The 11,668-nt window shown below is 66.8% G+C and carries 13 protein-coding genes; 5 read left to right on the top strand and 8 right to left on the bottom strand.

The window, feature by feature from the left end; translation table 11 throughout:
• The first annotated feature begins 95 nt into the window (after nt 1–95).
• On the top strand, nt 96–692 hold the full coding sequence (locus PCK14_RS12360) for a TetR/AcrR family transcriptional regulator (RefSeq protein ID WP_269938796.1): 597 nt from the start codon (nt 96–98) through the stop codon (nt 690–692).
• A gap of 36 nt (nt 693–728) precedes the next feature.
• Here the strand turns inward: PCK14_RS12360 and PCK14_RS12355 are convergent, their stop codons facing one another.
• The 5 genes from PCK14_RS12355 to pdhA form a co-directional block, all read right to left on the bottom strand.
• Nucleotides 729–1,157 carry a hypothetical protein gene (locus tag PCK14_RS12355; RefSeq protein ID WP_269938795.1) on the bottom strand — a complete coding sequence of 143 codons (429 nt, stop codon included), beginning with the start codon at nt 1,155–1,157 and terminating at the stop codon, nt 729–731.
• 114 nt (nt 1,158–1,271) lie between these two features.
• Entirely contained in the window at nt 1,272–1,640 is a 369-nt protein-coding gene (locus PCK14_RS12350) for an SPW repeat protein (protein WP_269938794.1), read from the bottom strand.
• Nucleotides 1,641–1,803: 163 nt separating this feature from the next.
• Nucleotides 1,804–3,207 (bottom strand): dihydrolipoamide acetyltransferase family protein, encoded by a 1,404-nt coding sequence (locus PCK14_RS12345; RefSeq protein ID WP_269938793.1) that lies wholly within the window; start codon nt 3,205–3,207, stop codon nt 1,804–1,806.
• Nucleotides 3,207–4,220 carry an alpha-ketoacid dehydrogenase subunit beta gene (locus tag PCK14_RS12340; RefSeq protein WP_269938792.1) on the bottom strand — a complete coding sequence of 338 codons (1,014 nt, stop codon included), beginning with the start codon at nt 4,218–4,220 and terminating at the stop codon, nt 3,207–3,209. Before PCK14_RS12340 ends, PCK14_RS12345 begins: the two co-directional genes overlap by 1 nt.
• Complete coding sequence (pdhA, locus tag PCK14_RS12335) at nt 4,217–5,365, bottom strand: pyruvate dehydrogenase (acetyl-transferring) E1 component subunit alpha (protein ID WP_269938791.1); 1,149 nt, start codon at nt 5,363–5,365, stop codon at nt 4,217–4,219. Before pdhA ends, PCK14_RS12340 begins: the two co-directional genes overlap by 4 nt.
• A 146-nt stretch (nt 5,366–5,511) precedes the next feature.
• Between pdhA and PCK14_RS12330 the strand changes: the two genes are divergently transcribed.
• The 3 genes from PCK14_RS12330 (at nt 5,512) to PCK14_RS12320 (ending at nt 7,215) form a co-directional block, all read left to right on the top strand.
• Complete coding sequence (locus PCK14_RS12330; RefSeq protein ID WP_269938790.1) at nt 5,512–5,982, top strand: Lrp/AsnC family transcriptional regulator; 471 nt, start codon at nt 5,512–5,514, stop codon at nt 5,980–5,982.
• Nucleotides 5,983–6,103: 121 nt separating this feature from the next.
• Entirely contained in the window at nt 6,104–6,508 is a 405-nt protein-coding gene (locus PCK14_RS12325; protein WP_269938789.1) for a DUF4383 domain-containing protein, read from the top strand.
• Between the two features lie 56 nt (nt 6,509–6,564).
• A complete protein-coding gene (locus tag PCK14_RS12320) occupies nt 6,565–7,215 on the top strand; it encodes a hypothetical protein (RefSeq protein WP_269938788.1) in 651 nt (216 codons plus the stop codon).
• A 14-nt stretch (nt 7,216–7,229) separates the two neighbouring features.
• Here PCK14_RS12320 and PCK14_RS12315 read toward each other — a convergent pair whose 3' ends face one another.
• From PCK14_RS12315 to PCK14_RS12305, 3 genes are all read right to left on the bottom strand, one after another.
• Nucleotides 7,230–7,994, bottom strand: a complete 765-nt coding sequence (locus tag PCK14_RS12315; protein WP_269938787.1) for a C1 family peptidase — start codon at nt 7,992–7,994, stop codon at nt 7,230–7,232.
• Nucleotides 7,995–8,205: 211 nt separating this feature from the next.
• Nucleotides 8,206–9,873, bottom strand: a complete 1,668-nt coding sequence (locus PCK14_RS12310; RefSeq protein WP_269938786.1) for a solute symporter family protein — start codon at nt 9,871–9,873, stop codon at nt 8,206–8,208.
• 3 nt (nt 9,874–9,876) lie between these two features.
• On the bottom strand, nt 9,877–10,245 hold the full coding sequence (locus PCK14_RS12305; RefSeq protein ID WP_269938838.1) for a DUF485 domain-containing protein: 369 nt from the start codon (nt 10,243–10,245) through the stop codon (nt 9,877–9,879).
• A gap of 171 nt (nt 10,246–10,416) precedes the next feature.
• Between PCK14_RS12305 and PCK14_RS12300 the strand changes: the two genes are divergently transcribed.
• Complete coding sequence (locus PCK14_RS12300) at nt 10,417–11,637, top strand: sensor histidine kinase (protein WP_442864716.1); 1,221 nt, start codon at nt 10,417–10,419, stop codon at nt 11,635–11,637.
• The last annotated feature ends 31 nt before the right edge of the window (nt 11,638–11,668 follow it).

Raw genomic sequence — 11,668 nt, 5'->3', positions numbered from 1 at the left:
CCTCGTTTTTCCTTCAAGCCTGCGCTAAGTTAATAGGCACTAACTGAGTTTCAGGTTAGTCTGTGAGCTCTGTGATGTCCAGCACAAGGGGAAAGATGAATCCGCAAACGGCCAATGCACGCACCCAGGCCAAGGCCGAGCGCCGAACGGTGCTGTTGAATGCCGCGGGCGCACTGTTTGCGCGCCGCGGCTTCAACGGCGTGTCCATTGAGGACCTCGGGGCAGCCGCGGGCGTCAGCGGCCCCGCCGTGTACCGCCATTTCCCGGGCAAGCAGGCCCTGCTTGGCGCACTCCTGGTGGGCGTGAGCGAGGACCTGCTCGCGGGCGGCCGGGCAGTACTGGCTGCCGGCTCCGACGCCGCCTCTGAACTGCGGGCACTTGTGGCCTTCCACGTGGACTTTGCCTTGACCAAGCCCGACGTGATCCGAGTCCAGGACCGGGACTTTGAAAGCCTGGGCGGGGACGACAGCGCAGCCGTCAGGTCTCTGCAGCGTGAATATGTGGAGCTGTGGGTCGAGGTGCTGGGCAAGCAGTTCCCGGATCGGGCCGTGGCAGTGCGCCGGCTGCAGGTCCAGGCAGTTTTCGGGCTCATCAACTCAACCCCGCACAGCGTGCCCATGCACCGCCAGCAGCTCACCGCTGCCCGGCCCGTGCTGGAGGCCATGGCCTGGGCGGCGTTCACGGGCTTGTAGCGGGCCATGGTGAAAGCCCGGCCAAAAATGCCGCCGCTACTGGCCACCGCCGCCGACATAACGACGGCGGCGGCCATTACCGACGGCGGCCGCAAGAATCACGGCGGCCCCGGCCAGGGTTGCCAACAAGTGGCCCCGGACCAACGCTGTGGACACAACAAGGAACCCCGAGATGATCAGCGCCGCCGGAAAGTAGCACAACAGCCAGCCAAGCAGCAGGAATACGTAGCCGGACCGGCGGCCGCGCAGCTTCCATGCCGCCCATCCGCAGAGAGCAATACCCAGTCCGCTGGCCCCGCCAATGAAGATGCCCAGCATGGGCATGCCGTCGTAGAGTCGCTCGCCGGAATCCACCTGCGCGAAATACCGCAGCAGTCCCCAGAATGAGGCCAAGACGCATGCGATCCCGCCGGACAGCATCGCCAGCGCCAGGCCGCCCGCCAGCCGAGTAAAAACGTTCCCCATGGCCTGTGATCCTAGCGCCGCCACCGGCCAAAGCGCTGCACAAAGGGGAAGCCCCGGCGTGGTGCCGGGGCTTCGACTTTGGTGCCGTGCGTCCACAAGGGAGCCCGGCGGGAATCAGTGTGCCGCAACACCGCCATGGGGGTGCTCAGCATGCTCGTGCATGGCAGGCTGCAGTGCCATCACCCCGGCAATCAGGGCGCAACCACCTGCAATCCATGAAGTCCAGGTTGCTGCCGTGTGTGCCGTGTAGCCGGCCAACCACGGGGAGACGAACAGCAGGGCGCCAAGGACCATCTGGACCCACTCGGCCACCGGCTGCCCGGGGCTCATGAGGTTCCAGACGCCGGATGCCATCAGCAGCACGCCGCAACCAATCATCATGACCATGGAACTGCCCTGCTGTGATGTCCACATGGTCGAGAGTGCTGCGTACAGCCCGGCGACCACGGCAACATAATCCTGCCAGCGATTCCACTTCTTCATCGAAACCATCCTCCTTGTCAAGGCGGCTCCCAGAATGGGGGTCACTACAAATATACGACTGCTCCCGCCCCGCAACCAGAGGCCGGAGGTTGCAGAGCGGGAGCAGTTTCCCGCGCCCGCATTGCGCCGCACCGCGCCCGCACTGCGCCCGCCCGGCGCCGCCTCAGTCCAGGGCCAGCACCATGGCGGGGTCGGCCATGACGGCGCCAACGTCGGCCAGGAACTTCGAGCCGGCGGCACCGTCCACAAGCCTGTGGTCGAAGGACAGGCTCAGCGTCATGACCTGCCGCAGCGCCACGCGCCCCTTGTGCTCCCATGGCGTGCTGCGCACGGCCCCGAGCGCCAGGATCCCGGCCTCGCCCGTGTTCAGGATGGGCGTGCCGGCGTCGATGCCAAACACCCCGATGTTGGTGATGGAAAAGGTGCCCCCGGCCAGGTCCGCCGGCGGCGTCTTGCCCGAACGGGCCGTCTCCGCCAGTCCACCCAGCGCAGCTGCGAGCGCGCGAAGCCCCAGCGTGTGGGCGTCCTTGATGTTGGGCACCACGAGCCCGCGCGGTGTGGCCGCGGCGATGCCCAGGTTCAGGTAGTTGTGCTGCACCACTTCCTGCGCGGCCTCATCCCAGCTTGAGTTCAGGGCCGGGTGTCGTTCCAGCCCGAGCGCAACGGCCCTTGCAGCGAGCGTCAGGGGCGTGAGCTTGACGCCGTCGAAGTCCCGGCGCTTGCGCAACCTCTCCAGGAACTTCATGCCGCGCGTGACGTCCACCGTGAGGAACTCGGTGACGTGCGGTGCCGTGAACGCGCTCTGGACCATGGCCTGGGCCATGAACTTCTGCACGCCCTTGACGGGGGTGCGCACCTCCCGCTCATTCCCCTGACCCCAGCTGCGGGTGACGGAAACGTTCGACGCCGCACCCTCCCCCGCGGTCACCGCACCTTGGGCCTGGTTCCCGGCCGCGCCGGCCGCAGCTTGCCCACCGGCGCTGCCGGAGGAATAAGACAGGACGTCATCGCGGGTGATGAGCCCGCGTTCCCCTGATCCGGGCACCAGCGCCAACTCAATGCCCAGGTCCCGGGCCAGCTTGCGCACAGGGGGCGTGGAGCGGGGCCGCTCGGCCTGCACAACTGTGGTAGTGGCGACGGCGGCAACGGTCGGGGTGGCCAGGGCCGCCGTCGGGGCAACCGGGCCCGCACCCGCCGCAACGCGGGTGCGCCGGACGGGCCGCCCGGACGGTTCGGGGTCTGCCCCGTACCCCACGAGCGTGGGGATCCGCTTGGCGGTCTCCCCCTCGGCACCTGCCTGGCTGGCGCCGACTTCGGGGCCACCTGTGCCTGGAATGTCGAAGGCAATGATGACCTCGCCCACCTCCACCACCGTTCCGGGCCCATGCGCAATGGCCGTGACCTTGCCGGCGTAGGGCGAAGGAAGCTCCACCACAGCCTTGGCGGTTTCCACCTCGCCCAGGACCTGGTTGAGCGTGACGGTGTCGCCAACGGACACGGCCCAGCTGACAATTTCCGATTCGGTGAGACCTTCGCCGAGGTCGGGCAGCTTGAATTCAGCAATCATCAAGAGTCCTCCATGCCTGTGAGTGAGTTGGGTCGGCCCAGCGCGCGGTCCACGCCGTCCAGGATCCGGTCGAGGTCCGGCAGGTGGTGTTTTTCCAGCTTGGACGGCGGGTAGGGGATGTCGAATCCCGTGACGCGCACGGGGGCACTTTCCAGGTGGTTGAAGCACCGCTCGGTGATGGTCGCGGCAATTTCGGCGCCGAGCCCCAGCGTGCGGCCCGCCTCGTGCGCCACAACGAGCCTGCCTGTGCGCCGCACCGATTCGATGATGGGCCCGTAGTCCACGGGCGAGAGCGAGCGCAGGTCGATGACCTCGATTGACACGCCGTCGGCCGCGGCCGCACTGGCTGCGTCGAGGGCCGTGCCCACCATGGGGCCGTAGGCAACCAGCGTGGCATCGGTGCCCGGGTGGGCCACGCGCGCCGCACCCATGGCGGGGGCGGAGGACAGCGGCGCCTCCAGGTCAACCTCGCCCTTGGCGTGGTAGCGGCGCTTGGGCTCAAAGTAGAGCACGGGGTCGTCGCTCGCGATGGCCTGGCGGAGCATGGTGTAGGCGTCCTGCGGGTTGGAGGGGCTGATCACCCGCAGCCCTGAGGTGTGCACAAAGTACGCTTCGGGCGACTCCGAGTGGTGTTCCGGCGAGCCGATCCCGCCGCCAAAGGGCACCCGGATGGTGATGGGCATGCGCACACTGCCGTGGGTGCGGGCGTGCATCTTGGCCACCTGGGAGACGATCTGGTCAAAGCCCGGGTAGATGAAGCCGTCGAATTGGATCTCGCACACGGGGCGGAAGCCGCGGTAGGCCAGGCCCACGGCCGTTCCGATGATGGCGGATTCGGCCAGCGGCGTGTCCATGACCCGGTGCGAGCCGAAGTCCTTCATGAGCCCGTCGGTAACCCGGAAGACGCCTCCGAGTGTGCCAATGTCCTCACCCATCAGGACCACCTTTGGGTCATCCTCCAGGGCCCGGCGCAGCCCGGCGTTGATGGCCTGGGTCAGGCTCAGCTTTGTCATGATGCACTTCCTTTGGCTGCCGTGCCCGCCGCTGTTGCCGGGCCTGTGCCGAACATGTCCAGGTAACGCTTGTATTCCTCGCGCTGGCGGAGCAGGACCGGGTTGTCGTCCACGTAAACGTTGTCAAAGACGCTCATGGGTTCGGGGTCCGGGAGGTTGATGCAGGCATCGCGAAGTTCCGCGGCGACGGCGTCGGCCTCGGCCGCGATGGCGGCTTCGGCACCGGCGTCGAGCACTCCTTCGGCCAGCAGGTGGGCGCGCAGACGAGAGATGGGGTCTTTGGCGGTCCACTCCTCCAGCTCGGTGACGCCGCGGTAGCGCGTGGGGTCATCGGCCGTGGTGTGCGGGCCCATGCGGTAGGTCACGGCCTCAATGAAGCTTGGCCCGCCGCCGCTGCGGGCGCGGCGGGCGGCCCAGCGGGTGGCCGCCAGCACGGCCAGGGCGTCGTTGCCGTCAACCTGCAGGCCGGGGATTCCGTAGCCGGGGGCGCGGCCGGCCAGCGGCACGGAGGACTGCAGGCCCACAGGTTCGGAAATGGCCCAGTGGTTGTTCTGGCAGAAGAAGATGACAGGCGCCTGGAAGCTGGCGGCAAACACCATGGCTTCATGGACGTCGCCCTGGCTCGTTGCGCCGTCGCCCAGGTAGGCGATGGCCAGGGATTCCTTGCCATCAAGCACCAGGCCCATGCCGTAGCCGGTGGCGTGCAGGGTCTGCGAACCAATGATGATCTGCGGTGTGGCCATGTTCAGCTGGTGCGGGTCCCAGCCGGTGTTGCTGGTGCCGCGCCACACCCCCATGATCTGCTGCATCTTGGCGCCGCGGATGTGGGCCACGCCGTTTTCCCGGTAGGTGGGGAAAATGAAGTCATCGGCCTCCAATGCCCTGGCGGAACCGGCCTGGGCGGCTTCCTGGCCAAGCATGGGCGGCCACAGGGCCAGCTGGCCCTGGCGCTGGAGGGCCGTGGATTCAAAGTCAATGCGGCGCATGACAACCATGTCGCGGAGCAGCCCGCGCAGGGCCTCGGCGTCGACGTCCGCCACGTATTCATCGAGCAGGGCATCGGCGCCGCGCTGCCCGTCGGGGGTGATGAGCTGGTGCATGGGCATCGGGCCGGGGCCCGGGGCGGCTTGGCCTGGGTTGTTCATTCTCTGCTCGCCTTCGTGCAGTGTGATGCGGATCATTCCCTGATGTGTGTGACGATACTCACGCCGAACAGGTGGCGCAATCACCTCAGGAAAAGTTGATCATCCTGCACTGTTGGCCGCCGCCGTACCGTGCTAATCTGCGCATTATGCCCACTTTGGATGGAACCGACGCACGCATACTCCTGGCCCTCATGCAGGACCCCCGGCAGACGGTGGTGGCCATGGCCACGCAGCTGGGGCTCTCCCGCAACACGGTCCAGGCCCGGATGGCGGCGCTGGAGAAGCGCCACGCCTTCCTGCCCTTCGACCACAGGATCAATCCCGGCCCCCTGGGCTATCCCCTGCAGGCCTTCATTTCGGTGCACGTGCAGCAGCAGAAACTCGGCGCACTGGCCACCTCGCTGGCAGCCATCCCGGAGGTGGTGGAGGCGCACGGCCTCAGCGGCCGGGCCGACCTGCTGGTCCGCGTCGTGTCCAGGGGGGCGGAGGACCTGTTCCGCATCAACGGGAAGATCCTGGCGTGCGACGGCGTTGAGCGCACCGAGACCTCGCTGGCCATGAACGAGCTGGTCCCCTTCAGGATGTCGCCGCTGCTGAAACGGGAACTCGAAAAATAGTTCCCGTGCGTCCAATCTGCGCGCCCGCCCGCTCCGAACAACTGTCACGGGTTCACTTCGAACCCGCTCAGGACTGAACGGGGCAGCTTCTGCCCCGGCATCGGGAAAAGGAGTAATCATCATGCGCACCTCACCGAACCGGCTTCTCGCCACCATCTTCGGGGCCGTCTACCTTCTGGTCGGCATTGTGGGATTTTTTGTCACCAGCGGCGTGGGCTTCTTCGCCACCGAGGGCAGGAACTTGATCGTCTTTGAGGTCAACCCCCTGCACAACGTGATCCACCTGGCCATTGGTGCGGCGCTTCTGCTGGCCGGGCTTTCTTCCGCACCGGCTGCCAAGACCATGAACTCAACTGTGGGTGCCGTGTACCTGCTGGTGGGCATCGTTGGCCTGTTCCTTCCGGGCACCGCGCTGAACATCATTGCCCTGAACGGTGCCGACAACGTCCTGCACCTGGGCAGCGCGCTTGTCCTGCTGGCAGTGGGCCTGTCCCAGGACCGCACGGCCGCCGTGCGAACCGCCTGATCATGGCCACCACCGCCCACATGGGGGTCCCGGCCGTTTCCAGGCCAGGGCCCCCGGTGGCAAAACCCGGCGGGGCAACTGAGCTGGGCGCCCTCTACGCCAGCCTGGCCCTGCTGGGCATTGCCTCCCTGGCCATAGCCGCGGCCTCGAGCCTGCTGCCCTGGCTCAATGCCGGCCAGGCATCGGTTGCCGGAGAAGGCCTGCCGGCGGTTTGGCCGTGGGCGGCCGGGCTGGCTTCGGCCGCGTACGGGCTGGCCGCATTGCTGTACGGCCTGGCATCGCTGCGCAGCGGAAGGCTTCCTCGCGTGGATGCGGTGCAAATTGTGCTCGCCGTGGCCGGCGCCATCCACCTGACAGCACTTCTGGCAGGGCTGTGGCGGATGCCCGAAACCGGCAGGACCTTTGATGCGACCCTGGCCGCACTGCTGGTCCTGGAGCTTTCCGTTGTGGCCACGCTGGGGTGGCGCCGCAACGCGGCCATGCGGCGGCGGCCCGGACGGGCAGCCCAGCACAAGCTGCCGGCGGCTGCCGTGGTGGGCATGCTGTTCGCGGCATCCATCTTTGTGGCGGCACTGACCACCGCCGGCATGGCAGCGTCAACTGCAGGCGAGCTGGCGGTGCCGCACTCCGGGCACGGGGGCAGCCACGAGGCACCCGCGGTGCCGGAGAATGTGCAGCAGCTCAAGCAGCAGGGCCACCACCACTAGCGACAAGCGTGCGCCTAGGAGGTTGCGGAGATCATCCAGAAGTCGCTGGCAAGTGAGGGGCTGATCAGGTACGTGTAGGGCATGGTCGCATAGCCGGCCATGCCCCATCCTGTTCCCCAGGAGTTCCGGATGGTAAACCGCTGGCTCGCGTCGTCGTAGCCCACGGCCACCACGCAATGCCCGCCAATCACGGCCTCCGCCGCGGCCGGCATGGGGACCACGCCCGTGTTGGCCACATCGGAGCCCTCAAAACTCTCGTACACGGTGAACCCGAAGACAATCGGGAATCCTGAAGCCAGGCACCCCTTCATGTGGGCCAGGGTCTGGGCCACCCGGGAGTAGGCAATGGCGCGCTGGTTCAATGCCGCCTTGTAGGCCGCCGCGCTTGGCTTGGTGGCGAACTTGGTGATGTCGTAGGGCCACAGGGTTTCATCGCAGGCGCCGGTCTTCGCCACGGTCTTGATGCCGTCACGGATCTGGGCCCCGGCGTCGGACTTCACGGTTCCCTCAATGACCCGCTCATTGTAGTAGATGAACAGGCGTGAGGGTGTGGACGTGTCGGCGAGCCCTTCCTTGAGGGCATCGAACTGGATTGCGGCGGCCACCCCGTTGCCGGTGCAGGAGCCCAGCTGCCCCTGGTCGTAGACGGGCGGGCACTGGGGGCGGAGGTCGACGGCGGGCGGCAGCGCTGCCTGCACGGCCTGGGCCGCAGCGAAGTGGAAGTCACGCTGGTCCGGCAGGTCCGGAACCCATCCGTAGTGTGAGTTTGTTCTGGCCATGGCGGCACTGCCTCCTTGCACCACCCCGTGGTCCAGACGGGCCTCCAACGGCATGGCTAATGTGAAGATTCCTCCGCCGCAGGGCGGAAGTCAATGCCTTGAACGCCAATAAAAGTGCGCCTGCTTTGGTGCCACGCAGAAGGCCCCGTCCGCCGTCGAACAACGACGGCGAACGGGGCCTTCTGGGCTGAACTTTCCGGCAGTTGGCGCGTCAGTGGTCCACGGCCTTCTCGGCGCCGACGCCGGTCAGGGAACGGACCTCCATTTCGGCCTGGATGCGCGGGTCCTCGGTGTTCTTGTCCAGCACAGTGCCCAGCCAGCCCAGGAAGAACGCCAGCGGGATGGAGACGATGCCGGGGTTGGCCAGCGGGAACCACGCGAAATCGGCCCCGGGGATCATGGCCTTTTCGGATCCGGACACCACCGGGGAGAAGGCAATGAGGATGATGGCCGCGGCCAGCCCGCCGTACATGCTCCACAGGGCGCCCTGGGTAGTGAAGCGCTTCCAGAACAGCGAGTACAGGATGGTGGGCAGGTTGGCGGAGGCCGCGATGGCGAAGGCCAGGGCAACGAGGAAGGCAATGTTTTGGCCGTTGGCCAGGATGCCGCCGCCGATCGCCACCAGGCCAATGACGATAACGGTGCGCCGTGCCACCTTGACCTCCATTTCGGGCTTCGGTTCACCCTTGACGATCACGTTGGAGTAGATGTCGTGGGCAAACGAGGCTGCCGCGGTGATGGTCAGCCCGGCCACCACGGCCAGGATGGTTGCGAAGGCAACGGCGGAGATGAAGCCCAGCAGCACGGGCCCGCCCACCACGAAGGCCAGCAGCGGTGCGGCCGCGTTGACGCCGCCGGGGGCTGCCAGGATGGCGTCCTTGCCGATCAGTGCGCCGGCGCCGTAGCCCAGGACCAGGGTGAAGATGTAGAAGCCTCCGATGAGCCAGATGGCCCAGACCACTGACTTGCGGGCTTCCTTGGCGGTGGGGACCGTGTAGAAGCGCATGAGCACGTGCGGCAGCGCCGCCGTGCCGAGCACCAGGGCCAGGGCCAGGGAGATGAAGTCGAGCGGGGCCTTGCCGTACTGGGCGCCCGGGTTCAGCAGCGCCTGGCCGGCGCCGCCTTCGTTGATGGAGGTCTGGACGGCAGCTTCCATCAGCGTGGAGAGGTTGAAGCCGTGCATGGCCATCACAATGATGGTCATGATGGCGGCACCGATGATGAGCAGGAACGCCTTGATGATCTGCACCCACGTGGTGCCCTTCATGCCGCCGATCAGCACGTACACGATCATGAGCACGCCCACCACGGCGATGACAATGTTTTGTCCCACCTTGTTGGAGTTGTCCAGGCCCAGGAGCAGGGACACCAGGCCGCCGGCGCCGGCCATCTGGGCCAGCAGGTAGAAGAAGCAGACCACCAGCGTGGTGGTGGCCGCCGCGATGCGCACGGGTCGCTGCTTGAGCCGGAAGGAAAGGACATCGGCCATGGTGAACTTGCCGGTGTTGCGCAGCAGCTCGGCCACGAGCAGCAGGGCCACGAGCCAGGCCACGAGGAATCCAATGGAGTACAGGAATCCGTCGTAGCCGTTGACGGCGATGGCCCCGGTGATGCCCAGGAACGACGCTGCGGAGAGGTAGTCGCCGGCGATGGCCGTGCCGTTCTGGCCGCCGGAGAACGAGCGGCCGGCGGCATAGTATTCCGCCGCGGTGTTGTTGTTGCGGCTGGCACGGAACACCACGATCATGGTCACGGCCACGAAGCCGATGAAGATCAGGATGTTGATCCAGGAATTTTCCTTGGTCTGCTCCGCCAACGTCGCGGACAGGGGTGCTGCGGCGTGGATTGCCGCGGTGTCGAGAACTGAAGTCAGGCTCATGCGTCAGACCTCTTCCTTTTCGGCGGCGTCGTCGGCAATCCTGGTTTCCAGGCGCGCACGGATCACGGCCGCCTGCGGATCGAGTTTGCGGTTGGCGTAGGACACGTACCAGGTGGTGATGCCGAACGTCGTCACGAACTGCAGCAGCCCCATGACCAGGCCGATGTTCAGGCTGCCCCAGACCTTGATTGACATGAAGTCGTGCGCATAGGCGGCCAAAAGGACGTAGGCGAAGTACCAGGCCAGAAAACCAATGGCCACGGGGAAGACAAAGTTCCTGTGCGATTTGCGGAGTTCTCTGAACTCCTGCGATTGCTGCTCGGCGATGAAATCCACCGGACCGGGTTGACTTGCTTGGGCTGGGTTACCCATCATTCCTCCTTGAGTGATGTGATCCCCTTCACTATGGTGTGTGCCACCTCACATTCGGCTGCGGTGATGCGCCTGCCGCGCCGAACGGCAGGGACGCTGCGGTGAACGGCGCCGCCGCCTGCCCGGCGGCCCGGCCGGCCAGCTAGTCTGGACTGCATGCCCTCCCCCGTGCTGAGCGATTCGACGCTCCTGCTGATTACCGCGATCGCTGCCGTTGTTGCCGCGATCGCCATCGTGGCGGCCGTCGGGTTCCGGCTCACCCGCTCCCAGCGGGACCTGGGCACGGAGGCAGAGCACGCAACCTTCGCCACCCTGCATTCGGCCGCGGCAGCAGGCGAACACCTCCGCAACGGGCTGCAGCCGGCCGGTGCACTCAAGGCCAGCAGGCAGCTGCGCACGCTGCTGAACTGCGCCGCCTTTGCCATGACCGACGACGCCCGTCTCCTGGCCTGGGACGGCACAGTCACCGCTGCCGGGCAGCCCGGGTCCGACGTCGTCATGGGCCTGGCCGCAAAGACGCTGGGCAACGGGCGGACCCAGGTGGCAACACTGGACGGTCCGCTGCGCGGGGAACTGGGGCTGGGGCAGAACGGCACAGAGCTCAAGGCAGCCGTGATCTGCCCACTCAAGGTCGAGTCCCGCGTGGTGGGGTGCATCGTGGTCCTGTCCGGGACGCCAACGGCCGGGCTGGTGCGGGCCACCAACGAGGTGGCTGCCTGGGTTTCGGCCCAGCTGGAACTGGCCGAACTGGCATCCTCGCGGTCGCTGCTGGCCGAGGCCGAGGTACGGGCACTGCGGGCACAGATCAGCCCGCACTTCATATACAACTCGCTGAACGCGATTGCCTCATTCATCAACACCGACCCGCAGCGGGCCCGGGACCTGGTGGTGGAATTTGCCGACTTCACCCGGTACTCGTTCCGCCGGCACGGGGACTTCACCACCCTGGCCGAGGAACTGCGCTGCATCGAAAAGTACCTGCTGCTGGAAAATGCCCGCTTTGGCGAACGGCTCCAGGTCAGCCTGCGCATTGCGCCCGAGGTGCTCAGCACAGTGATACCGTTCCTGAGCCTGCAGCCGCTCGTGGAAAATGCGGTCCGCCACGGCCTCGAGGCCAAGGTGGGCCGCGGGCTGGTGCAAATAACCGCCCGCGACCTGGGCGCCTTCACGGAGGTCACCATCGAGGACGACGGCGTGGGCATGGACCCCGAGCAGCTGCGGCAGGTCCTGGCCGGGCGGCAGGACGGCCACCATGTGGGGCTGCGCAACGTCGACGCGCGGCTGCGCCAGGTGTACGGCGACGCCCACGGGCTCACGATTGACACAGGCGTGGGCCACGGAATGCTCATCAGCATGACGGTGCCCAAGAACCAGCCCGGTCACGACGCGTGACGAGGCGCCTCGCCAGTTAGCGCCCAACCGC

Origin of the sequence: Arthrobacter sp. HY1533, assembly GCF_027568515.1 — a bacterium.
GTDB lineage: Bacteria > Actinomycetota > Actinomycetes > Actinomycetales > Micrococcaceae > Specibacter.
Note: the sequence above shows the minus strand (reverse complement) of the source record. Positions and strands in the feature narration are given on the sequence as shown.

Bases quoted from the DNA above. Each gene is read 5' to 3' on its own strand.
- PCK14_RS12360 (WP_269938796.1), top strand. From the start codon at position 96: ATGAATCCGCAAACGGCCAATGCACGCACCCAGGCCAAGGCCGAGCGC.
- PCK14_RS12355 (WP_269938795.1), bottom strand. From the start codon at position 1,157: ATGGGGAACGTTTTTACTCGGCTGGCGGGCGGCCTGGCGCTGGCGATG.
- PCK14_RS12350 (WP_269938794.1), bottom strand. From the start codon at position 1,640: ATGAAGAAGTGGAATCGCTGGCAGGATTATGTTGCCGTGGTCGCCGGG.
- PCK14_RS12345 (WP_269938793.1), bottom strand. From the start codon at position 3,207: ATGATTGCTGAATTCAAGCTGCCCGACCTCGGCGAAGGTCTCACCGAA.
- PCK14_RS12340 (WP_269938792.1), bottom strand. From the start codon at position 4,220: ATGACAAAGCTGAGCCTGACCCAGGCCATCAACGCCGGGCTGCGCCGG.
- pdhA (WP_269938791.1), bottom strand. From the start codon at position 5,365: ATGAACAACCCAGGCCAAGCCGCCCCGGGCCCCGGCCCGATGCCCATG.
- PCK14_RS12330 (WP_269938790.1), top strand. From the start codon at position 5,512: ATGCCCACTTTGGATGGAACCGACGCACGCATACTCCTGGCCCTCATG.
- PCK14_RS12325 (WP_269938789.1), top strand. From the start codon at position 6,104: ATGCGCACCTCACCGAACCGGCTTCTCGCCACCATCTTCGGGGCCGTC.
- PCK14_RS12315 (WP_269938787.1), bottom strand. From the start codon at position 7,994: ATGGCCAGAACAAACTCACACTACGGATGGGTTCCGGACCTGCCGGAC.
- PCK14_RS12310 (WP_269938786.1), bottom strand. From the start codon at position 9,873: ATGAGCCTGACTTCAGTTCTCGACACCGCGGCAATCCACGCCGCAGCA.
- PCK14_RS12305 (WP_269938838.1), bottom strand. From the start codon at position 10,245: ATGGGTAACCCAGCCCAAGCAAGTCAACCCGGTCCGGTGGATTTCATC.